General features: G+C 59.9%; 26 protein-coding genes. 15 read left to right on the top strand and 11 right to left on the bottom strand.

What is annotated here, in order from left to right:
* The first annotated feature begins 52 nt into the window (after positions 1 to 52).
* Positions 53 to 1,168, top strand: a complete 1,116-nt coding sequence (gene aroB / locus TX72_RS06585) for a 3-dehydroquinate synthase (RefSeq protein ID WP_011128174.1) — start codon at positions 53 to 55, stop codon at positions 1,166 to 1,168.
* Here the strand turns inward: aroB and TX72_RS06590 are convergent.
* Positions 1,122 to 2,336 (bottom strand): class I SAM-dependent methyltransferase, encoded by a 1,215-nt coding sequence (locus TX72_RS06590; protein ID WP_144416687.1) that lies wholly within the window; start codon positions 2,334 to 2,336, stop codon positions 1,122 to 1,124. The two genes, aroB and TX72_RS06590, sit on opposite strands and share 47 nt — an antisense overlap.
* Between TX72_RS06590 and TX72_RS06595 the strand changes: the two genes are divergently transcribed.
* Positions 2,335 to 3,141 (top strand): TPM domain-containing protein, encoded by an 807-nt coding sequence (locus TX72_RS06595; protein WP_011128176.1) that lies wholly within the window; start codon positions 2,335 to 2,337, stop codon positions 3,139 to 3,141. The two genes, TX72_RS06590 and TX72_RS06595, sit on opposite strands and share 2 nt — an antisense overlap.
* A 10-nt stretch (positions 3,142 to 3,151) precedes the next feature.
* On the opposite strand, the gene TX72_RS06600 is transcribed toward TX72_RS06595, so the two are convergent.
* The 3 genes from TX72_RS06600 to TX72_RS06610 form a co-directional block, all read right to left on the bottom strand.
* Entirely contained in the window at positions 3,152 to 3,880 is a 729-nt protein-coding gene (locus TX72_RS06600) for a glycoside hydrolase family 24 protein (protein ID WP_083810628.1), read from the bottom strand.
* Positions 3,881 to 4,093: 213 nt separating this feature from the next.
* Entirely contained in the window at positions 4,094 to 5,182 is a 1,089-nt protein-coding gene (locus TX72_RS06605) for a hypothetical protein (protein ID WP_011128178.1), read from the bottom strand.
* Positions 5,176 to 6,033: a TIGR04168 family protein gene (locus TX72_RS06610; RefSeq protein WP_011128179.1), complete on the bottom strand. Its 858-nt coding sequence runs from the start codon at positions 6,031 to 6,033 to the stop codon at positions 5,176 to 5,178. The genes TX72_RS06605 and TX72_RS06610 overlap by 7 nt, the downstream gene beginning before the upstream one ends.
* Positions 6,034 to 6,078: 45 nt before the next feature.
* Here TX72_RS06610 and nadA point away from each other — a divergent pair, with 45 nt between their 5' ends.
* The gene (nadA, locus tag TX72_RS06615) at positions 6,079 to 7,011 is read left to right on the top strand and encodes a quinolinate synthase NadA (RefSeq protein WP_011128180.1); all 933 of its coding nucleotides are present in this window, start codon (positions 6,079 to 6,081) and stop codon (positions 7,009 to 7,011) included.
* A gap of 11 nt (positions 7,012 to 7,022) precedes the next feature.
* On the opposite strand, the gene TX72_RS14155 is transcribed toward nadA, so the two are convergent.
* Entirely contained in the window at positions 7,023 to 7,178 is a 156-nt protein-coding gene (locus TX72_RS14155) for a hypothetical protein (RefSeq protein ID WP_158305730.1), read from the bottom strand.
* 42 nt (positions 7,179 to 7,220) lie between these two features.
* Here TX72_RS14155 and TX72_RS06620 point away from each other — a divergent pair, with 42 nt between their 5' ends.
* Entirely contained in the window at positions 7,221 to 8,207 is a 987-nt protein-coding gene (locus TX72_RS06620) for a ligase-associated DNA damage response exonuclease (protein WP_011128181.1), read from the top strand.
* On the opposite strand, the gene TX72_RS06625 is transcribed toward TX72_RS06620, so the two are convergent.
* Positions 8,204 to 8,458, bottom strand: coding sequence for a hypothetical protein (locus TX72_RS06625; RefSeq protein WP_011128182.1), 255 nt, complete (start codon positions 8,456 to 8,458; stop codon positions 8,204 to 8,206). The genes TX72_RS06620 and TX72_RS06625 overlap by 4 nt on opposite strands.
* 151 nt (positions 8,459 to 8,609) lie before the next feature.
* Here TX72_RS06625 and TX72_RS06630 point away from each other — a divergent pair, with 151 nt between their 5' ends.
* Positions 8,610 to 9,329 (top strand): GAF domain-containing protein, encoded by a 720-nt coding sequence (locus TX72_RS06630; protein WP_225867677.1) that lies wholly within the window; start codon positions 8,610 to 8,612, stop codon positions 9,327 to 9,329.
* On the opposite strand, the gene TX72_RS06635 is transcribed toward TX72_RS06630, so the two are convergent.
* On the bottom strand, positions 9,330 to 10,082 hold the full coding sequence (locus TX72_RS06635; protein ID WP_011128184.1) for a YdcF family protein: 753 nt from the start codon (positions 10,080 to 10,082) through the stop codon (positions 9,330 to 9,332).
* Between the two features lie 49 nt (positions 10,083 to 10,131).
* Here TX72_RS06635 and TX72_RS06640 point away from each other — a divergent pair, with 49 nt between their 5' ends.
* The 5 genes from TX72_RS06640 (at position 10,132) to TX72_RS06655 (ending at position 16,452) form a co-directional block, all read left to right on the top strand.
* Positions 10,132 to 11,802: an ATP-dependent DNA ligase gene (locus tag TX72_RS06640; RefSeq protein ID WP_011128185.1), complete on the top strand. Its 1,671-nt coding sequence runs from the start codon at positions 10,132 to 10,134 to the stop codon at positions 11,800 to 11,802.
* On the top strand, positions 11,802 to 14,261 hold the full coding sequence (locus tag TX72_RS06645) for a ligase-associated DNA damage response DEXH box helicase (protein WP_011128186.1): 2,460 nt from the start codon (positions 11,802 to 11,804) through the stop codon (positions 14,259 to 14,261). Before TX72_RS06640 ends, TX72_RS06645 begins: the two co-directional genes overlap by 1 nt.
* 74 nt (positions 14,262 to 14,335) lie before the next feature.
* Entirely contained in the window at positions 14,336 to 14,512 is a 177-nt protein-coding gene (locus TX72_RS14160) for a hypothetical protein (protein WP_158305731.1), read from the top strand.
* A gap of 211 nt (positions 14,513 to 14,723) precedes the next feature.
* Positions 14,724 to 15,908 (top strand): chromate efflux transporter, encoded by a 1,185-nt coding sequence (chrA, locus tag TX72_RS06650; RefSeq protein WP_011128187.1) that lies wholly within the window; start codon positions 14,724 to 14,726, stop codon positions 15,906 to 15,908.
* A gap of 1 nt (position 15,909) precedes the next feature.
* Positions 15,910 to 16,452 carry a DUF1543 domain-containing protein gene (locus tag TX72_RS06655; protein ID WP_011128188.1) on the top strand — a complete coding sequence of 181 codons (543 nt, stop codon included), beginning with the start codon at positions 15,910 to 15,912 and terminating at the stop codon, positions 16,450 to 16,452.
* 20 nt (positions 16,453 to 16,472) lie between these two features.
* Here the strand turns inward: TX72_RS06655 and TX72_RS06660 are convergent, their stop codons facing one another.
* Positions 16,473 to 16,628, bottom strand: coding sequence for a hypothetical protein (locus tag TX72_RS06660; protein ID WP_158305732.1), 156 nt, complete (start codon positions 16,626 to 16,628; stop codon positions 16,473 to 16,475).
* Between the two features lie 218 nt (positions 16,629 to 16,846).
* Between TX72_RS06660 and TX72_RS06665 the strand changes: the two genes are divergently transcribed.
* The 3 genes from TX72_RS06665 to TX72_RS13905 all read left to right on the top strand — a co-directional run bounded on the left by TX72_RS06665 (position 16,847) and on the right by TX72_RS13905 (position 17,784).
* A complete protein-coding gene (locus TX72_RS06665; protein ID WP_011128189.1) occupies positions 16,847 to 17,029 on the top strand; it encodes a hypothetical protein in 183 nt (60 codons plus the stop codon).
* The gene (locus TX72_RS06670; protein ID WP_011128190.1) at positions 17,026 to 17,292 is read left to right on the top strand and encodes a hypothetical protein; all 267 of its coding nucleotides are present in this window, start codon (positions 17,026 to 17,028) and stop codon (positions 17,290 to 17,292) included. Before TX72_RS06665 ends, TX72_RS06670 begins: the two co-directional genes overlap by 4 nt.
* Positions 17,293 to 17,505: 213 nt before the next feature.
* On the top strand, positions 17,506 to 17,784 hold the full coding sequence (locus TX72_RS13905; RefSeq protein ID WP_144416604.1) for a hypothetical protein: 279 nt from the start codon (positions 17,506 to 17,508) through the stop codon (positions 17,782 to 17,784).
* A gap of 41 nt (positions 17,785 to 17,825) precedes the next feature.
* Here the strand turns inward: TX72_RS13905 and TX72_RS06675 are convergent, their stop codons facing one another.
* Positions 17,826 to 18,083 (bottom strand): hypothetical protein, encoded by a 258-nt coding sequence (locus TX72_RS06675; protein WP_011128191.1) that lies wholly within the window; start codon positions 18,081 to 18,083, stop codon positions 17,826 to 17,828.
* Positions 18,084 to 18,499: 416 nt separating this feature from the next.
* On the opposite strand from TX72_RS06675, the gene TX72_RS06680 reads away from it, so the two are divergent.
* Entirely contained in the window at positions 18,500 to 18,595 is a 96-nt protein-coding gene (locus tag TX72_RS06680; protein WP_042503531.1) for a hypothetical protein, read from the top strand.
* A gap of 2 nt (positions 18,596 to 18,597) precedes the next feature.
* On the opposite strand, the gene TX72_RS06685 is transcribed toward TX72_RS06680, so the two are convergent.
* Entirely contained in the window at positions 18,598 to 18,945 is a 348-nt protein-coding gene (locus TX72_RS06685) for a molecular chaperone DnaJ (RefSeq protein ID WP_148228790.1), read from the bottom strand.
* A 96-nt stretch (positions 18,946 to 19,041) separates the two neighbouring features.
* On the opposite strand from TX72_RS06685, the gene TX72_RS06690 reads away from it, so the two are divergent.
* Positions 19,042 to 19,509: a DUF427 domain-containing protein gene (locus TX72_RS06690; RefSeq protein ID WP_011128193.1), complete on the top strand. Its 468-nt coding sequence runs from the start codon at positions 19,042 to 19,044 to the stop codon at positions 19,507 to 19,509.
* On the opposite strand, the gene TX72_RS06695 is transcribed toward TX72_RS06690, so the two are convergent.
* A complete protein-coding gene (locus TX72_RS06695) occupies positions 19,510 to 20,166 on the bottom strand; it encodes a class I SAM-dependent methyltransferase (protein WP_011128194.1) in 657 nt (218 codons plus the stop codon).
* Position 20,167: the final 1 nt, after the last annotated feature.

The raw sequence follows: 20,167 nt of genomic DNA on the forward strand, positions 1-20,167 counted from the left end.
CGGCGGGTTGACCGGCTCCGCCCGGCAGAGTGGTGCCAATGCAGGACGCTCCATGGTCTCCTCACCAACCCTGCGTCGGATCGCCGTCGCCTTGGAACGCAACCCCTATGAGGTGGTGATCGGCGCCGGTGGCCTGAGCCGCCTTGGGGACGAACTCCTGAAGGCCGGAATTCAGCCCGGCCGACGGATCCTGGTGGTCAGCAACCCGGACGTCGCCGCCCCCTATGGAGAGGGGTGCCTGCAAAGCCTGCGTCAACAGGGCTTCCACGCCGACCTTCTGGTGATTGATGCGGGAGAAGAGCGCAAAACTCCAGCCACGGTGGCCGCCATCCATGATTCCGCCTTTGAGCAGCGTCTGGAGCGCAGCTCGTTGATGCTGGCCTTGGGTGGAGGGGTTGTCGGAGACATGACCGGATTTGCAGCAGCCACCTGGCTGCGCGGGATCCAGGTGATTCAGGTCCCCACGACCCTTCTGGCCATGGTCGATGCCGCCATCGGCGGCAAAACAGGGGTGAACCATCCCGGCGGCAAGAACCTGATCGGCGCCTTTCACCAGCCGAGCCTGGTGCTGATCGATCCCGAAACGCTCAACACATTGCCCGAGCGGGAGTTCAGGGCCGGCATGGCGGAGGTGATCAAGTACGGAATTCTTGGCGATCCCGCGCTGTTCCAGTGCCTGGAGGAGGGGCCAGAACCCAACTCAGCTGCTGGCCTTGGCAACAGCCGGCTCGAAACCATTCTGGAACGATCGGCAGCGGCCAAAGCACGGGTGGTTGCTGCGGACGAACGGGAAGGGGGGCTGCGGGCCGTGCTGAATTACGGCCATACCTTCGGTCATGTGGTGGAAACCCTCTGTGGTTACGGCACCTGGCTGCACGGCGAGGCAGTGGCCATCGGGATGGTGGCGGTCGGGCAGTTAGCCGTGAACCGCGGCAGCTGGACGGCGGACGAGGCCGGGCGCCAGACGCAGCTGATCCAGCGCTGTGGGCTACCGACGGCCTGGCCGGATCTGGACCCTGACGCCGTGCTGCGCACCCTTCAGGGAGATAAGAAAGTGAAAGACGGTCGCTTGCGCTTCGTGCTGCCCATGGCCATCGGCCGCGTGGAGATCCGCGATGACATCAGCCGGGATGAAATCCTGCATTGTCTGGACCAGTTGCGAGGCTGAAACAGTCCGCACCAGCCCCGCGGCTGAACAGCAGCCAGCGGAAGTCGCCAAGGGCGGCAGGATCCACCAGTCGCAGCAACGCCTCTCTCCGTCGCAACGCCTCGGCCAGTTCGCTGGCGGGCAACTGCTGCAGCGCATGCAGGTCGTTCGCCAGGCCGAGGGCAAGCAGCGCCTCCCCCTGACGCCTCTGGTCCCGCAGCTGCCAACCGTGGTGTGCAGCGGCCTGGGTCAAGGTCTCGATGCAGAGATGGGCGGTGAGGTCCTGCTCCCCGGCATGGGCCAGAGGGTTCATCCCAGCCATGCCATCGCGATAGGCCATAAGTGTCCCCTCCGAGCGTCGGGCGGTGTAATAGCGGGAGGCCTCATGGGCGTAATCGATCACCAGCAGGGCCCCATCGGACACCGCTGAAGCCAGCGTCCCGAACCACGGCCGCAAGTTGCTGTGCCATTCCGTGGTCCAACCGTCTTCACTGCCAGGCGGGGGGAGCTCAAGTCCACTGGTCTGCAGCTGCTCCTGCAGCGTGTCAGGGAGGGCAAGCGGCACCGAGGTCAGTTGATCGTTCTGCTGCAGACGCACCCCCTGAAGGGCAAGCTCCCCTTGCTTAAGCACAAGGCGATCCACCGGGAAAGCGTCAAGCAGTTCATGGGCCAGTAAGACGCCTTGAATGGGTGAGGATTGCAGCTCCTCGATGCCACACCAGCGCACCGGACAGCCGCTGATTCCCTCCAGCCGTTGCTGCTGCCGCTGTCGCAGGGAGGGGCTGCGTTCGACCAGGACAAGCTCACAGCGCTCGATCAGATCGGGTGCCTGGCGCGCCAGAACGGTCAGCAGATCGGCAGCGAGATCACCTTCACCTGGTCCAACCTCCACCAGCGACAACGTCGAAGCCTGATCGGACAGGTTGCGCAGCAGATCGATCAGTTGACGACCGAGCAGGGTCGCAAAATCAGGCCCCAGCGATGGTGACGTCGCGAAATCACCTTGGGGACCGATCCGCACCCGTCCGGATCCGTAATAACCGTGTTCTGGATGATGCAGGGCCCAGTCCATGAACTGACGGAAGGGAACCGTGCCGCCGGCCTGGTGGAGAAGCGTTGCCAACCAGGCCGGACAGTCCGCAACCGTCGGAATCATTGGAGAGAATGCCCGCCACTGCAGCAGGTCCATGGGAACACATCGCATCGCAGGGCTGTGGGCTGTGCTGCTGACAACCCTGATCACCCTGACCGGAGCCTTACCGGTTCACGCCTACGACAATCCCGAGCTGCTGCCGGACCACCCGACGCCGGTGATCGATCTCGCCAAGGCCTTCACCGATCCCCAACGCTCCAGTTTGGAAAAGAGACTCAACGACGTTGAAGCCTCCACGGGCTGGAAGCTAAGGGTTCTGACGCAATACGAACGCACCCCAGGTCGGGCCGTGAAGGAATTCTGGGGTCTGGACGAAAGCAGCTTGCTGCTGGTGGCGGACCCCCGTGGTGGCAACCTGCTCAATTTCAACGTGGGCGACGCCTTTTTCGCGTTGATGCCACGCACCTACTGGGTTGAGCTGCAGACGCGATTCGGCAACCAGTACTACGTCAAAGAGCACGGTGAGGATGGCGCCATCGTCGATGCCCTCAACGCTGTTGAGGTCTGCCTGGAGCGGGGCGGTTGCCAGGTGGTGCCAGGTCTGCCTCTAGAGCAATGGCTGTGGACCCTCACCACCTCCGCCGTGGGAGGTCTGATTGCAGGATTTGCTGCCTACCCACGCAAGGAAGGCGAAACAGTGGCCTGGGCCTGGTTGCTCCTGCTCTCACCACTGTGGGTGATGTTGTTTGGAGTGTTCGGCATTGCGCCGGTGATCACCCGCACATCCGACATCCTGCCGATTGTTCGGAATGGCGTGGGTTTCCTGGCTGGTGCTGTGGTCGCTTACCTCATTGCCCAAGCGACGGTGGGGCGGCGCCTCAACCAGGAACCGGAGAGTTGAGGGGAAACTCTCAGAGTTGGGTCGCGCAGGCGATGCGGGACCCTGTGCAGATCGCTGGTGGAGGTGCCACGTTGAGGGCAAGTTGCTGGCGCTTCTCGTCGCGGATACGGCGCAGCTCATGAAGATTCACGTCGTAGAAGGAACGGAGCCGTGAATACTTTTTGACGGGCTGGCCGTAAAAACTGCGTCCGGCAAGGGTCGGGAACGATGCCCACTCGGGAGCCAGCATGGCAGTCAGCACCGGAGTGAGTGTTCCGGAATCCGTCAGACCGAGGGCCTTGCGACGCTGGATCAGGAACAGCGCGCCCTGGTCCTGGGCTTCAGGCCCGAACCCCCGTACACCGATGCTGCGCTTCACCAGGTTCCAGGTGAATGGCATGAATTGGTACGCACCTGCTGCGGCACTGGCGTAGCGCGATCGGTAGATCACACGGTTGGGATGGCGGTCGAGCGAGGGCATCAGGCCTCCGCCGAACATCACGCGATAGCCCACATCAAGCCCACCCTTCCAGGTGCCTTCAGCGAAGCGGATGGTGTTGAGCATCGCCCGGCGTTCCGGGGTGATCACATAGGGGATGGCCCGGGACGGAACGGCATCGGGCTCACTGAGCAGCTGAGCACGGGAATCAGAAGGAAGAAGCGTCGCCGCAGTGGGGGAAGGCGAAACCACCAGCGGCAGGGAACCTGCGATGACGGCAGCGGCAAGCGACTTGCGACCGATCAGAGCGCGGATAGCCATAAGGAGCATTCAGGGAGCAGATCTGCAACGGAGGCCGAGACAATCAGAAGCGGATAATTGTCTTCAGCGAGCGAAAAGAATACATTTTCCTTTCTTCATGACTTTGTCGAAGACGGATACAAGAGCAATAGGCATATATGCCAGTCAACAAATCGACCATTGCATCAACGCCGGCAAAATGTCGCCACTGACTCACATTTTATTTTTTTGTAGTTAATAACACAATTGGTCGCAGACCCGGACCAGCTGCTCAGCCGCCTGCAGCGCCCCACCAGACGACAGCGGCTCCGCCTCGGCAGGCAACAGCGGTTGATCCAGCTGCCAATCACTGCCCATCAACTGATCGCGGCTCAGCAGTCGGTGACGTCCATGCCGCGTCAGGCCCTGCATCAAGGCGCTGACTTCAGCGAAATCCCTGCGCACCACCACATGCAGGCCCAGATCAAGCGATAGGGCCTCACAGAAGGTGCTGAAGCCCGGCTTGCCGATGTGCCGCTCGCAGTAGGGAAACGCGTCCATGGGACGCACCCCGGCCGGCAACAGCGTCAGGTTGGCGATACCGGCCAATCGCGCGGAGGTCTGCGGATCGGGCGGACAGGCCATCAGGAAGTGATGATCCGGCCAGTGGACGAACAGCTGCGGATCCAGCTCCAAACCCATTCCACCGAAGCCCACCTGGATGATCGGTGAGTCCATGTCCGCCAGAAACGCTTTCAGGGCGTCCGGCAGGGCCCTGGGGGTGCCGCAGACCAGGTCGAGCCGTTGTTCAGGCAGCCCCCAGTCCATAGCGAGATCAAAGGGGCAGCGCAGCAACAGCTGCCCACACCGGTACGCCGCCTGCGCACGCTCCGCCATCAGCTCAAACGCGCCGCCGAAGGGGCGATAGATCGCATCCCAGCCGAAATTGCTCATCCACACCAGAGGCGCATCAAGGGCTTCAGCCAGCAACGCCGCAGCGGGAGGAATGTCCCCCAGGATCAACACCGGCAACCCCTGCTCGCGCAGCCAGCTCACCTCCGACTGAATTTGCTCCGGCAGTCGGGCATCGAGTTCCGCCAGGGCGATCAGCGTGGCGGATGGATCGGAACCGAGCGCATCGGCCTGCACCATCCCCACATCCCAGCGACAGGGACGTTGTTCGATGCCCCCATCCCCCAGCAACAGCGACAGAAAGCCAGGACTGACAATCGAACTCATCACCAGTCGCCAATCGGGCCGAAGCCGGCGCAGCTGCTGGAGCACAGCGGCATCCCTGGCGGCATGGCCAAAGCCATGGCTGCTGCTGCAGACGTAGATCAGCACGCCAGAGGCTCCTGTTGTGGCAACAGCTCCTCATGCATCAGTTGGCCGTCCGGTTGATACCAGCGGTGGCTGAGGTGCGTCAGGGCAGGCCCCTCGAACTCCGCCCAGGAGAGATGCAACAAAAGCTTGTTGCCGGTATCGCGACCGCTGCGGGGGACGCAGGCGGCATTGAGATACGCCGTGCCACGGCGATCACGCAGCAGGCTCTGGCGCAGACCGGAGCCTCGTTTGAGCTGGTGATGCATGTGGCCGAACACCACCAGATCGGGAACACGGTGGCGAGCGATGCGATCGATGGCCAGGGCCAGATCCTGATCGCCCCAGTCCAGAGCTGGGATTTTCCAGTCACGACCGCAGGGGCTGGCGGGATCCGAGCCGAGACCGGTGGGTCCGCAGTGGGCCATCACCACCAAGGGCTGATCCGCAGGCACCTCAGCAGCAGCTGTCGCAATGCGCTGCGCCGATTCCTCCAACGACACGGGGCCGTAAACGGCCTCAACGGCTTTCGACAGCTGGAACCCGCCACCGGAACTGCAGGGTCGCCCCCCCACGATCGACAGCGGCAAGGGGTCGAGACGAAGCCGTTGCCAGGCGCAGTGAACACCATCCAACAGAGTGAGTTGCTGGCGCAGCACACCACCGCTGCGGTCTCGTCCACGATCGTGATTGCCCAGGATCACCGCCTTGGGATGGGGCAAGGAACGGATCCGACGGGTCAAGCGCAGATCGCCATCGCTGAGATCACCGACGAACAGAACAGCATCGGGGCGAAGCTGGTTCAGCAGGCGCTCATCCTCCGCACCCCAGGCGCCGTGCAGATCTCCTGCAATCGCGAGACGGAGATGCGTCAGAGCAGATGCCTAGGCTAGGTCCCATCCTGCCCCGTCCAGACTCCGATGAGCGCTGACACCGCCCTCGTTGCGGCGATCAACCGACTCCGGCAGGAGCGCAATGCTGTGATCCTGGCGCACTATTACCAGGAACCTGAGATCCAGGACATCGCTGATTTCATCGGTGATTCACTCGAGCTGTCCCGCAAGGCCGCCAGCACCGATGCCGATGTGATCGCCTTCTGCGGTGTCCACTTCATGGCGGAAACCGCCAAGATCCTCAGCCCGCAGAAAACGGTCGTGCTGCCGGACCTTGATGCCGGCTGCTCCCTGGCAGACGATTGTCCAGCAGAGGACTTCGCGGCCTTCCGCCAGAAGCATCCGGACCACCTCGTGGTGAGTTACATCAATTGCACCGCGGCCGTGAAGGCTCAGAGCGATCTGATCTGCACCAGCAGCAATGCCGTGGATCTGGTCCGCCAGCTACCCGCAGACAGGCCCGTTCTGTTTGCTCCGGATCAGAACCTGGGCCGCTGGGTGCAACAACAGAGTGGACGGGAACTGACCCTCTGGCCGGGACGCTGCATCGTCCATGAAACCTTCAGTGAGGAGGCGGTTCTCCAACTCAAGCTTGAGCACCCCGATGCCGAGGTGATCGCCCACCCGGAGTGCCAGGAGAACCTGCTCGACCTGGCGGACTTCATCGGCTCCACCAGCAAGCTGCTGAACCACACGCAATCCAGTGCGGCTGACACCTTCATTGTTCTGACGGAGCCGGGAATCCTGCATCAGATGAAGCAGCGGGTACCGACCAAAACCCTGATCGATGTACCGGGACTCGATGGCTGCAGCTGCAATGCCTGCCCCTACATGCGTCTGAACACACTGCAGAAACTGCACGATTGCCTGGAGACGCTTGAACCGGCGGTGGAACTCAACGAGGAGCTCCGCCAGCAAGCCCTCAGACCGATCGAGCGGATGCTGGAACTGAGTCGCTGAGGCCAGCCAGCTCATTCATCGTCGTATCCGTCGTCGTAGAGATCGTTGAAGCGTTCCACACCAGCCTCACGGAACCGAAACACCGGCGGTCGTTCAGAGGATCGTGATCGTGGCTCGTGCTCCGCAGCCCAGGGTTCGCGGAAATCGCAGTTGTCGTCTGGCCGCATCGGTCTGCTGGCGTGCCTGTTGATCCTCCCAGGTGATCAGCCGTGATTGAACGCACCCCTGAGGGGCTGTACTGCCGAGCGGCCGATGCCTGGGTCGACCCCTGGCGTCCGGTCCCCAGAGCCCTGATCACCCATGCCCATGCCGACCATGCCCGTCCCGGATGCGGTGAGTACTGGGCCGTGGCAAACAGTGAAGGCGTGCTACGCCAGCGCCTCGGGCAAGACATCAGCCTGCATCCGGTTCAGTACGGAGTGGAACACTGGCTCGGGCAATGCCGCGTGTCGTTCCACAGCGCCGGTCACGTGTTGGGGTCGGCCCAGATCCGCCTTGAGGTGGATGGTGAAGTGTGGGTGGTGAGCGGGGATTACAAGCGGGATGCCGATCCCAGCTGCGATCCGTTTGAACCGGTTCCCTGCGACGTGCTGATCACCGAGGCCACCTTCGGGCTGCCCATCTATCGCTGGCAAACCGGGGCGGAGGTTGCCAATGAAATTCGGGCCTGGTGGCAGGGTGATCGACAGAGACCATCACTGCTGTTCTGTTATGCCTTCGGCAAGGCGCAGCGACTGATGGCGGAGCTAAACGCCATCGGCGTGGACGACGAAGTGCTTCTGCACGGCGCCGTTGAAGCCGTGACCCGCCACTACCGGGCCGCCGCTGTCTCCATGACACCCAGCCGGCCGGTGAGTGATCTCCCAAGATCGGACAACCTGGCCGGACGTCTGGTGCTGGCGCCACCATCCGCCCATCGCTCCAGCTGGATGCGGCGGTTCCGCTCTCCTCAAACGGGTTTTGCCTCAGGCTGGATGGCCGTTCGGGGCGCCAGGCGTCGGCGGGGTTACGAACGCGGCTTTGTGCTGAGCGATCACGCCGACTGGCCTGGGTTGATTCAGACGGTGCGCCAGTCCGGAGCACGCAAGGTTTATGTGACCCACGGTCAGAGTGATGTTCTGGCCCGTTATCTGCGCGAAGTCGAGGGGATCGAGGCGGAGCCCCTTGAAACCTTGTTCGAAGGGGAAGCGGATTAAAACTTGGCGATGCCGTCGGGAAGCTCAGGCAGATTGAGATTGGCCTGTCGACCTTCAATCGCCGCTGTCAACGACTCAATCATCATGGCGTTGCCGCTGTCTTTGATGGCCTCAAGAGCAGCCTCAAGGCGGCGACGGCGATCCGAAGGGTCATCGGCTACCGCGGTGGTGGAGACGCTGCTCTGCGAAACCGTGTTGGTGGCGCGCACTCGATCCAGCTGAGTGGCGAGGTTCTCCCAGAGCAAAGCCATGTCGAGTGATCGTGATGGAACAACTGTCGATCAGAACAGGACAGTTCCGACGGACCACGACAACAGTTCGCGTCAAAGACTTACAAATGTTCTCTTAACATTCAATGTTTTTTATGGCATCCCATATCGGGACAGGGTTACCGCGGTGTGAGTGACGTCCAGAGGGTCTGTGGGAGCTGCGCCGAAGCCCATCAACGAGGTTGAGCGACTCCGCGCGCTCAGTGAATACAGAATTCTCGGGACAAAGCCTGAAGAGAGTTACGACAACATCACCAGCATGGCGGCCATGATCTGCCATGCTCCGATCGCTTTAATCTCCCTGGTGGATCAAAGTCGGCAATGGTTTAAATCGAGGGTTGGATGTGACCAGCAACAAACAGAGCGGGATATTTCCTTCTGTGCCCACACCATTCTGAATCCCCAACCACTGATCGTTGAGGATGCTTTGTTTGATCAACGGTTCCAGGACAATCCACTGGTGCGGGAAGATCCCAACATCCGGCTTTATGCAGGCTTTCCACTCAACACACCAAATGATCAAAGGATTGGCACCCTCTGTGTGATTGATCGGATGCCGAAATCATTGACGAGCATTCAGATTCAGGTGATGAAACGATTGGCGGATCAAGTGGTCACACTGCTGGAACTCCGCAGGAGATCCCTGGATCTTCTGGAAGAGTTCTGCAAACTTCAAGACAGCAAAGGCTTGATCTGCAGTTGCAGCTACTGCCGCAAGATCCGGGATGGCAACGGAAGCTGGCAGCCATTCGAGGATTACATGATGCGGCACAGCACCTTGAACTTCAGCCATGGGATCTGTCAGGGCTGCATGTCCGAGCACTTCCCGGAGGTCAGCCGGGCAGGCTGTTAACTACCAACTCCGATACGCAAGTCGTCCCATCAACTCCCGGAGAGCCCGGGAACTGTCATCCAGGCTGCGGGAATTGGGTAGCCATTGCAGCGGGTCACGCCAGATGAAACCAGCCCAAGCGGCGCGGGCTTGAAAATCCACCGGATAGGGAAGAACCGTCAGCCCCTGTCGTTCAAACAGCACCTGAGCTCGTCGCATGTGAAACGCACTGGTGACCAGAAGCACCCTTGGCTGATCCTGAGGGAGTAGACGACGGATCGCGTTCGCTTCCTGGGCTGTGTTCGTCACCCGATCCGTCAACCCAATGGACGTCGCGGGCACACCAAGGTCCACGGCCTCAGCCCGATAGAGCTCACCCTCCGGCGGAAGACCCGGATGAAAAGGGTTCTGTCCACGTGTGAACAGCAACCGTGATGCCCGGCCTGACTGAAACAGTGCAACGCCCGCCAGGAAGCGATCGGGATCGTGCCACTCACTGATCTGGGCTGGACCCGGGGCTGGATGTCGTCCACCGCTGAGCACAACGATGGCATCGGCCAACGGTGCACGCTCCACCGAGCGCCGTTGATAGGGATGTTCCACCCATCGCCACAACAATTGAGACACAACGCCTGTACTGAAGATCCACAGCAGCGACATCGCCGCGACAACCGGCCAGTGACGACGCTGCAGGACGGCCAAGGCAAGCAGTCCCAGAGCGGCTCCAAGGGGAAGGACCAGGAGCGGCAGAATCTTGGATAGTAGATAGGCCACGACATCAGGAGGGTCTCACTGGTCAGGATGCCCCCAGATGCATGCCTCAATGAAGGCCTTCCAGGCCCTGTTCGATCGACTGGATCGAATGAATGGAACCAACGCCAAGGTGAGGGCGCTGGCGGAGCACTTCCGCAGCACACCCGCTGCTGATGGAGCGTGGGCCCTGCAGCTGCTGCTCGGTAAACGGCGACGGCGGCTGATCACCGGCCGACGACTGAGGGATATTCTTCGGGATCGGGGTGGACTACCGGAATGGCTGATCGCCGACTGCCATGGCCAGGTGGGCGATTCGGCGGAAACCATCAGCCTGCTCTGGCCGGCCGTGAAGGATCGGATCCAAGGCCAAGCAACGGATCTGCCCTCCATCAACCCAGAGCAGCCGCTGCATTGGTGGATGGAAACCTTGCTTCCAGCGATCGGTGCACTGAAGGACGACAAGCAGGCCGATGCCGTGATCCATCTCTGGCACGCGGTACCGGATGAACGCCACTTCATCGTCAATAAGTTGCTCACCGGCGGCTTTCGCGTCGGCGTGTCCACAGGACTGATCAGCAGGGCCCTTGCCACGGCGTTTGAGCTGGAGGACACCTTGGTGGTGCAGCGGCTGATGGGTGGATTCACCCCCTCAGCCGCTGCATTTCTTGCCTTGTCTCGACCTGAGGCTCCTGAAGAACAGCAATCCAGCGGTGTGCCTTACCCCTTCTTTCTGGCCAGTCCACTGGAGCCCGAACGCCTCGTTGAGACCCCAGCCAGCGACTGGCGGGTTGAATGGAAATGGGATGGCATCCGCGGCCAGCTGATCCATCGCGGCACGGGCGTTTATCTGTGGAGCCGGGGTGAAGAGCTGGTGAACGACAGCTTTCCGGAGCTCGTGGATGTGGCTGCGGCCCTGCCGCAGGGAACCGTGCTCGATGGGGAGGTGATCTGCTGGCGCGAAGGAGACGAAACACCGTTGGGGTTTGATCAGTTGCAACGACGCCTTGGGCGCAAAACAGTGGGCAGCACGCTGAAGCGTGAATGTCCGATGCGATTCGTCGCCTACGACCTGTTGGAGAGATCCGGCACCGACATCCGCCAGCGCCCCCTGCATGAACGTCAACACCAGCTCGACGATGTGTTGAACCATGTCGACCATGGCGAGGCCTGGCGGCTGCACCGCAGTCCCAGCTGGGTCCTGCAGAGCTGGGGTGAACTGGATCAACAGCGAAACAACGCCCGGGAGGTCAGGGCGGAGGGTCTGATGCTGAAGAACATCGACTCCCCTTATCTCAGCGGGCGCAAGCGTGGCCACTGGTGGAAGCACAAGCTGGAGCCAATGACCCTCGATGCCGTGCTGCTCTACGCCCAGGCCGGTAGCGGACGACGGGCGAATCTGTTCACGGACTACACCTTTGGACTCTGGAGTGATGCCGCGGAACCCCAGCTGGTGAGTTTCGCCAAGGCCTATTCAGGATTGAATGATGAGGAGATCCTCGAGCTGGATCGTTGGATCCGGCGCAACACCTTGCAGCGGTTCGGGCCGGCGCGATCCGTCAAAGCGGAGCTGGTGTTTGAGATCGGATTTGAAGGGATTCATCCGTCCAAACGCCACAAATCGGGCATCGCCGTTCGCTTCCCCAGAATTCTGCGCTGGCGTCGCGACAAACCTGCCGACGAGGCTGATCGAATCCAAACAGCGCTCTCTCTGATCAGGGATCAACCTGAAGCGTCGCTGTGATGACATCCACGATCCCCCCAGAACTTCATCCCATCCACAGATGGTTCGAACGTCAGGGATGGACACCACTGCCCTTTCAACAGGCCACCTGGCAGGCCTACCTCGAGGGTCGCAGTGGCCTGATCCAGGTGCCCACAGGATCCGGCAAGACCTTCGCTGCGGTGATGGGCCCGATCGCCCGGATGCTGACGGACGAGAGCACGACCAAAGGGATTCGGTTGCTGTATCTCACCCCGCTCAGGGCTCTGAGCCGTGATCTCGCCCTTGCCATCCGCGAACCGATCGAAGCGATGCAATGGCCACTGCGCGTTGGCATCCGCAATGGCGACAGCAGCAGTAGTGAACGAGCGAAACAACTGAAATCGCCGCCACAGATCCTGGTGACTACACCGGAATCCCTGACGCTGCTGCTGAGCAACCCGAAGGCGGAGGAGCTGTTCAGTGGTCTGGACACGGTGGTACTGGATGAATGGCACGAGTTGATGGGCAGCAAGCGCGGCAGCCAGACGGAGCTGTGCCTCAGCTGGTTGCGTCAACAGCGGCCCCAACTGCAGACCTGGGCCATCAGCGCCACCATCGGCAACCTGGAACAGGCGGCACGTCATGCCCTTGGCACAGAGGGCGACCCGATCATCGTGGGGGGGGCCCCTGCTCGCAGCACAGAGATCCATAGCATCCTTCCGGAGTCGATCGACGGCTTTCCCTGGGCCGGGCACCTGGGCCTGCGGATGTATGAGGAGCTGGTGGCGCGGCTCAATCAAGGGGTCAGCACGCTGCTGTTCACCAACACCCGCAACCAGTCGGAGCGATGGCACCAATGCCTGCGCTTCGCCTGCCCGGAGATGGAGGACGCCCTGGCCCTGCATCACAGCGCCATTGACCGCAGTGAACGGGAGGCGATCGAAGCGGCCGTGAAGGCCGGCGGCATCCGTTGGGTGGTTTGCACCAGCTCGTTGGATCTGGGCGTTGATTTCCAACCGGTGGAACAGGTGGTGCAGATCGGCAGCCCCAAGAACCTGGCGCGGCTGTTGCAACGGGCTGGCCGTTCGGCCCACTTGCCGGGCGGTACCTCTCAGGTGCTGTTCATGCCCACCAATGCCCTCGAACTACTGGAACTGAGTGCCGTGCGGCGCGGCCTCGACGAAGGACTGGTGGAACAGCGCAAGCCACCGCATGCTCCGTTGGATGTGCTGCTGCAACACCTCACCAGCCTCGCCTGCGGGCCTGGATTTGATCCCGATCACACACTGCAGTCGATTCGCCAGTGCGCCGCTTACAGCGATCTGACGCAACAAGACTGGGACTGGTGCCAGCTGTTTCTGGAACAGGGCGGCGAATGCCTGACGGCCTATCCCCGCTACCGAAAACTGGAATGGGACCAGGAGACGAGCCGTTACCGCATCCGCGAAAAGGCGATTGCCCGATTGCATCGGCTCAACATCGGCACGATCACGGCGGCTCCGGCGATCACGGTGCGTTTTGTGCGTGGAGCCGTTCTGGGTCACGTGGAGGAAACGTTCATCAGTCAGCTCAAACCGAAGGATGTGTTCTTCTTTTCCGGCCGGCAGCTGGAGTTTGTACGGCTGAGAGACATGACGGCCTATGTCAAGGTGAGCAACCGCAAGACCCGCACGGTGCCGGCCTGGGCCGGCGGTCAGATGGCGTTGTCCGACCTCCTGACGCATCACCTCCGCCTGGAGGTGGACCGTGCCAGCCGCGGCGAGCTCGATACACCGGAACTGAAGGCACTTGAGCCCCTGTTCGAACGTCAGCAGGATCTCTCCGTGCTGCCACAGATCGGTCAGCTGTTGATCGAAACCTGCTCCACACGAGAAGGCTCACACCTGTATGCATACCCCTTTGAGGGGCGGTTCGTGCATGAGGGAATCGGCTTCCTCTGGGCCTCCCGTCTCACCCGCCTGGAGCGGGGAACCATCACGGTTTCAGTCAACGACTACGGCTTTGAGCTGTTGGCCCCGAAGGGCTACCCCATGGCTGAATTGCTGGAAGATCACAGTGAATTGCTGTTGGACCGGCAGAACCTCAAACTTGATCTGCAGAACGCCTTGAATCTCTCGGAACTGCAACGGCGGCGTTTTCGAGCCATCGCCCAGATCGCCGGATTGATGAATCGCGGCTTCCCGGGATCGAGCAAGAGCACCGGACAGCTGCAGATCAGTGCGTCGCTGCTGTTTGACGTGTTCAGCCGCCATGAACCGGAGAATCGTTTGCTACGCCAGGCCCAGCGTGAAGTGCTGGAGGAACAACTGGAACTGCCGCGTCTCGAGGCAGCTCTGGAACGCGCCGCATCACAGGAATGGCTGCACGTTCCAACGCCCCGACAAGGCCCCCTCGCCTTTCCCCTGCTGGTCGAGCGACTCAACAACCGCATGAGCAATGAATCCGTGTTGGAACGGGTTCAACGGATGCGGGATGAAGCCCTGCGGAGGGAACACTGACTAGCCAATAGGTGGTTGTTCGGGTTGACGACGATCGGAACATCCCGTTTAAAGAACGTTCAGGAAGTTTCTCAATGTCCGACGCGACCAGCTTCGATGTTGTCCCCACTGATGATGGGGCTGGCTACTGGGTGAAGATCTGCTCGGAAGATCGCTGCTGCCAAGCCTTTGTCTCCTCGATGCACATGGCAGACGGCAAACGTCCACAACTGCTCAGCTGTCTGCACGACGGACCAATGACCACCAACTGATCCGGAAGAAAGTGTCCTGCAACGACTCAGCCTGGCATCGCAATTTGCCATTTCACCATCAAGGTCAGCCCTGAAATACCCTCAGAGTGGGAGACGGAGATATTCCGAGAAGACGCCAATATTGCATTGAAAACTGCAAACAACACATCAGCATTACACATCAAGTGTTGGAGAACGACATACATCTGCAGAGGGAAATCTTCGTGGGGTTATGAGCAACTCCTGGATCACCTTCATCGCGCTGTACCTGCGGATCGGAGTCCTTGGTTTCGGTGGCCCCCAGGCTCACATCGCCATGCTCCGTGAGGAGATCGTGCAGAGCCGTGGCTGGGTTGATGCCGAACGCTTCGATGAAGGCCTGGGTCTCTGTGAAGCGCTGCCCGGTCCCGCCTCCAGTCAGATGGCGATCTACCTGGGATGGCTTCAACGTGGATTCTTGGGGGGACTGATCAGCGGTATCTGTTTTCTGCTGCCCGGCCTTTTGATCGTGCTCGGCCTCAGTGAGCTCTGGCGCAACGGCCAATCCATCCCCAGCTTCAGCACGGCACTGCAGACGCTGCAACCGGTGATCGCGGCCATCATCTGGGCCTTTGCCTGGAAGCTCTTGCACAACCGCAAGGCTGGATGGCAACGCATCACAGCCGGTCTGGTGATGCTGGGCGGATTGCTCAACAACTTCAGCCCCCTGACACTTCCGGCTGGTGGCCTGCTGTTGCTGGCCGGTTTGAGCCGATGGCTGATCGCACCAACACCATCAGCACCAACGCCACCTTCGGCAGGCAACGCCGGACTCTTGGCACCGATCCCCCTGGCCACAGCTCCCCTTCTGGTTGGCTCATGGGGAGTGCTGGGCCAGTTGTTCGCTGTGTTTTTCAAAACTGGTCTGCTGGTGTTCGGCGGGGGATTGGTGATCATCCCCCTACTTGAGCAGCAGGTGGTGTCGCTGGGTTGGCTCAACTCCGCTCAATTCCTCGATGGTGTCGCGATCGGTCAGATTTCACCCGGCCCCGTGGTGCTCACCAGTGCTTTCGTCGGTTACCAGGCCGCCTGGCAGGAAGGGGGAGCCTCGTTTGCTGTTTTGGCTGCTTGCACGGCAACAGCCGCCATCTTTCTGCCCAGCTTTGCGTTCATCCTGGTGGGGGCACCTTTTCTGCAACGCCTGCGCCATCAACCATCGGTGAAAACGATGCTGAGTGGTCTGCTGGCAGGGGTTCCCGGAGCCGTCGCGGCGGCGGCAGTCCCGTTGACATGGACAGCTGTGGAAAGTGGTGTGATCTGGGTGCAGCTTCTGCTGTTCAGCCTCGCGCTACGGCTGTGCGTGACTGGACGAATGAAACCTCTGCCGCTGATCAGCGCATCCCTGATGATCGGATTGTTGCTGGAGTGGCTGCGTTGAGATGAAGCTGTTCCTGGTGGTGCTGGGAGGTCGTTGTCGGGGGTGCCATACCGAGCAACACGACGTGCGATGGGTGGTGGGAGAGGAGATTGAAGACACCTACCCCCAGTTGATTCAGCAATGGATCGGACTTCGGCGCGGACTGCATCTCGACAGTTATCGCGCTGTCGAACGCGTCGACAATTACCGGGTTGAGGTGATCCCTGGCCCTCCTGCGTCGAGGCAAAAGAAGACCGTTGCCACGGCGAAGCTTTGGTTTGTCAATCTCGGGGCCTATGACCCCAGCTCAATGGCGGAACGTCATCACTTCGGACTGGTGGTGGCTCAATCCACAGCGAGCGCCAAAGCGGCGGCTAAGCGTCGCTGGCTCAAGGGACTCGAACAGATCCACAAGGATGATCTGCACAGCGTGATGCAGGAGCCTGAGCTCGACGACCTCTTGCCGATCGAAGGCAACGGCCAGTGGAGTCTCCGACTGACACCGGTGAACGAGGGTGATGATCCATCGGACCGGCCGGACTGGTATGGCTACCTGTTGATCTGAGACCTCCACCAGGGCCGACTTCAACGGTTCCCCGTGAAGCTGACGTTCAGATCCTCACCACAACTCATCAGAAAAGCCACCTCGGCCCGGTCAGAGAGAAACATGCAGGTGGTGGCACCACTCCTCTCCTGGTAGCAATACACATCCATCCCTTCCGATGGTTGGGATGACGTCACAACCTGTCCATCACGAAGAATGTATCGGTTCAAATCCATGCCTCAAGTTCCCTCCTGATAAAGGGGCGGCAGCGACTGGGCAACAAATATGTCGATCACAAGAAATGAGAGGACCAGGCATGTCCATAACGACCATCAGACCATCCAAGACGCGACAAGGGCTCTGGAGACGACAAGCCGCTGAAACCGGCTAGAACGTCCACAGTTTTGAGGGCCGCATGTTTCAGAAATTCCCGGCGCTGCGTCGTGTGTCGATCTACATGGTGCTGAGCTACGTCGCCTTGACGTTGGTCAACAACAGCCCCCTCGATCTGGACAACATGTGGGTTGTTTACCTACCCATGTTCATCACGGTGTATGTGTTTTCACGATGGCTGGACAGCCGCTTCAACCAGGGATGACTCCAGAGCAGGTTCAACCATTGAAGGAAAAGGAGAAAGAGGAATGGCGACAATTCCTGCTTGAGCAGCTGATCAATTTTCTGGTGCAGAACCGAGACAGCATCCTCTCGGATTACGAAAGCATCAACACGGGACAACTCAGCCGTGAGGCTATCGAAGCCCACGGACTGCTTGATTTCGACCTATCCATCACCCTCCACCAGGACAAAAAGCAAAGTTTTGGCTTGGGCTCAGGTTTCTTCAAGGCCAAATTGATCCGCTGAAATCAGCCGCTTGTTATCAAGTTGTAAAAGCTAATTGACGTATCATGACCTCTTCCTAGCGTTTGATTAATCGCAGATTGAGCATGCGGGAACAGATTCTGGATGAGCTGATTCAGATGGACACCTGGGACTGGTGGAAATCTCTCATTTATGAGCTAAGAGAGCGCAAGGATTACGCCGAGGCGGAGGCTGTCTTCAACGAATTCAAATTGAATGACAGGCGTTAAGGGCTGCTGCTGGTTTGTTGCGTTAGCAACAGGCATCATGGCAACGCCGAGCTATGGATTAACGGAATGCGAATTTATACAGCAAACAATCAATAAATTAGGGTCGCGGATGTCAATCCTTCGCATGACAATCGCAACATCTGGCAATCAAGTTGTTCAGGAGGAAGCCAGCAAACAATTGCGAAGCGACACAAACGATTACAGACTGGCAAAAAAGCAATATGAACGATCAGATTGCGGGCCTGATCGCTGGAGCCGCGATTAACTACCCGCCAAGGGGATCAAGTAATGGTCATGACCAAGCTGTTAACCAGCTTCAATGTCTTGAATGATCATCCTTCCATATGCATTTTCAGGTTGAACAGCCTCAACCAGTTCGTATTCTTTTGACGGGATCTCCAACTGAGGCATGCTCTCCTGAGGGACCTCCAACGAGTTCACAAACGACTCAAGCATGGCGGCAACAATTTTGAACATGGGGAACAGAACACGTTCCCCAAACACAACAGCTGTTGCCAACACAACAATACTGGTATCCAACACAGGGTTGTTCAGTTTCGCCATGGCTCAAACCCCAAGAGTTGAATAAGTATACGTGAATTTAATCAAGACGTCTGGCACCAGAAACATTCTGATTCCACATTGCTGATGTCGTGGTCGTGATCAGATGAAACGACTGCGCTGAATCTTGACGATCACCCGATACAAACAAGACCCAGGGAAACTGTTTCATAAAAGCAACCGCCCCCTGGAGCCACAAGGTTTCGAACCAGCCAAGGGGACGGGTTCGTTGATCAAACCAGAATCACAAAACTTCAGTGCGTATCTCCTGTTTGACAGCCATGGACCAGGGCCATGAGGATCACAGGCTCGCGCTGTTTTGAATGGACACCCAGTCCCTGGTCACCATCGCCACACCGTTTCTGGTGTTTGGAGGTGTCTTTGCAGTGCTGTTGCTGGTCTGGGATCGCTCCTGATCCATGTGGACCCCATACGCGGACTGGATTTACACCGTGGTCAGCCTGAGTGGCCTGCTGCTGATCTGCTGGTTGGTGTTGGTGCGATCTGCCCGCTGAAATCAACCGACGATGGCTTCCATCTCAGGCTCCAGCAGCACATCACGAGCGTTGTTGTAGCGCGTCATCAGCTCTGGATCGCCACCCTTGTCGGGGTGATGCTTCACCGCGAGCAGTTTGTGAGCACGTTTCACTTGCTGCTCCGTGAGTCGTCCGGTCAGAGGCAAGCCAAGGCTCTGGCGGGCCTTGATGGCGTCGATATCAGGGTCTCGCCCCATTGGGCACTGTTCGCGGCGATGGTTCGCTTTGCCCGGCTTGCGTTTGGCACTCTTCTTGCCGGATGAACCAGCGCCTCCGCCGAAACCGCCGCTATCGGCTTCACCACCCCCGAACCCAGTCGTTTTCGCCACCGGAAGACTCACCACAAGGGCGTCACAATGACTGATCGCGGGTCCCGGCTTCGGTGATCTGCGTGACTCCCAGCCCTGAAACCCAGCAGCCAGACTATGGAGCGAGTCCGCGACTACCCCCGTCCCCCCCGGTTGGACGCCTGCCAGGACCAGATCCGGGTGGAGGTTCTAGGCGAAGTCCTCGTGGAGACACAACGCAGTTTGCGGGTGCTGGAAACCTTCCATCCCCCCACCTATTACCTGCCGCCTGAGGCCATGAACCAGGGGCTGCTGGTTCCCGCCCCGGGGAGGCCTTCGTTCTGTGAATGGAAGGGTGTGGCCAGCTATTACGACGTGGTGGCTGGTGAACAGCGGATCAATCGGGCGGTCTGGACCTACAACCACCCCAGTGAAAGGTTCCGCGAATTGGCCGGGTGGTTTGCCCTCTATCCCGGACAAATGGATGGCTGTTGGGTTAACGGCGAACGGGTGATTCCCCAGCAGGGGGAGTTCTACGGCGGTTGGATCACGTCCCAGGTTGAAGGCCCCTTCAAGGGGGATCCCAATCATCCGGAACTGATCTAATCAACCGAGAGGCTTGGTGGCCACCACAGCGAAGAACGGATCACCCATGCCACCGAGGAGTCCCATCACCCCTTCGCCGCGGGTCTGTTCCGCCACGATCTCCGGCTTGGGCCAGCCCTGTGCAATGAGGACCGAAGCCACATAGCTGAGGTGATCACGGTCATCACCATCGGTCCAGACCTGAGGGGCCTTGGTGAAGAACATGCGGTTGCTGAAGGCCACAATCACTTGGCCTCGGGGGCGCGTGATCCGCAGCAGTTCGGCGGCAATGGCTTCCGGTTGCTGCAGGTACTGCCAGCCGGCCACGATCAAGGTGCAATCAACACTGTCGTTCTCAAGAGGCAGCACCTGATCGCGATTGAGGTTCTGCACCCAATGGCGATCCAGGCGCGGATTGGCCGCCAGCTCCTCATCGTTAAGCCCGTGACCAACAACGGTGTCGTAAGTGATGTCATCCGGCAGATGACTGACCCAGCTGCTCATCAGATCCAACACTTCAGCGCAGGGGGGGATCCGTTCTCGGTAGAGCTGCGTCAGGCGTGCCCGGAAGCCCGCGTCGAGATGATGAACAAAGCGAGGCTCGCTGTAAAACAGCGCGTCATCACTGCCATCCAGCTTGTAGCGCTGGGATTCCTCAAGTACGCGAACAGCAGGCATG

The sequence above is a fragment of the Parasynechococcus marenigrum WH 8102 genome, from assembly GCF_000195975.1.
Lineage (GTDB): Bacteria > Cyanobacteriota > Cyanobacteriia > PCC-6307 > Cyanobiaceae > Parasynechococcus > Parasynechococcus marisnigri.

Coding starts and splice junctions, on each gene's coding strand:
- aroB (WP_011128174.1), top strand. CDS start 53: ATGGTCTCCTCACCAACCCTGCGTCGGATCGCCGTCGCCTTGGAACGC.
- TX72_RS06595 (WP_011128176.1), top strand. CDS start 2,335: ATGGGAACACATCGCATCGCAGGGCTGTGGGCTGTGCTGCTGACAACC.
- TX72_RS06590 (WP_144416687.1), bottom strand. CDS start 2,336: ATGGACCTGCTGCAGTGGCGGGCATTCTCTCCAATGATTCCGACGGTT.
- TX72_RS06600 (WP_083810628.1), bottom strand. CDS start 3,880: ATGGCTATCCGCGCTCTGATCGGTCGCAAGTCGCTTGCCGCTGCCGTC.
- nadA (WP_011128180.1), top strand. CDS start 6,079: ATGAGCGCTGACACCGCCCTCGTTGCGGCGATCAACCGACTCCGGCAG.
- TX72_RS14155 (WP_158305730.1), bottom strand. CDS start 7,178: ATGCGGCCAGACGACAACTGCGATTTCCGCGAACCCTGGGCTGCGGAG.
- TX72_RS06625 (WP_011128182.1), bottom strand. CDS start 8,458: ATGGCTTTGCTCTGGGAGAACCTCGCCACTCAGCTGGATCGAGTGCGC.
- TX72_RS06640 (WP_011128185.1), top strand. CDS start 10,132: ATGAAGGCCTTCCAGGCCCTGTTCGATCGACTGGATCGAATGAATGGA.
- TX72_RS06645 (WP_011128186.1), top strand. CDS start 11,802: ATGACATCCACGATCCCCCCAGAACTTCATCCCATCCACAGATGGTTC.
- TX72_RS14160 (WP_158305731.1), top strand. CDS start 14,336: ATGTCCGACGCGACCAGCTTCGATGTTGTCCCCACTGATGATGGGGCT.
- chrA (WP_011128187.1), top strand. CDS start 14,724: ATGAGCAACTCCTGGATCACCTTCATCGCGCTGTACCTGCGGATCGGA.
- TX72_RS06655 (WP_011128188.1), top strand. CDS start 15,910: ATGAAGCTGTTCCTGGTGGTGCTGGGAGGTCGTTGTCGGGGGTGCCAT.
- TX72_RS06665 (WP_011128189.1), top strand. CDS start 16,847: ATGTTTCAGAAATTCCCGGCGCTGCGTCGTGTGTCGATCTACATGGTG.
- TX72_RS06670 (WP_011128190.1), top strand. CDS start 17,026: ATGACTCCAGAGCAGGTTCAACCATTGAAGGAAAAGGAGAAAGAGGAA.
- TX72_RS13905 (WP_144416604.1), top strand. CDS start 17,506: ATGACAGGCGTTAAGGGCTGCTGCTGGTTTGTTGCGTTAGCAACAGGC.
- TX72_RS06675 (WP_011128191.1), bottom strand. CDS start 18,083: ATGGCGAAACTGAACAACCCTGTGTTGGATACCAGTATTGTTGTGTTG.
- TX72_RS06680 (WP_042503531.1), top strand. CDS start 18,500: ATGTGGACCCCATACGCGGACTGGATTTACACCGTGGTCAGCCTGAGT.
- TX72_RS06690 (WP_011128193.1), top strand. CDS start 19,042: ATGGAGCGAGTCCGCGACTACCCCCGTCCCCCCCGGTTGGACGCCTGC.
- TX72_RS06695 (WP_011128194.1), bottom strand. CDS start 20,166: ATGCCTGCTGTTCGCGTACTTGAGGAATCCCAGCGCTACAAGCTGGAT.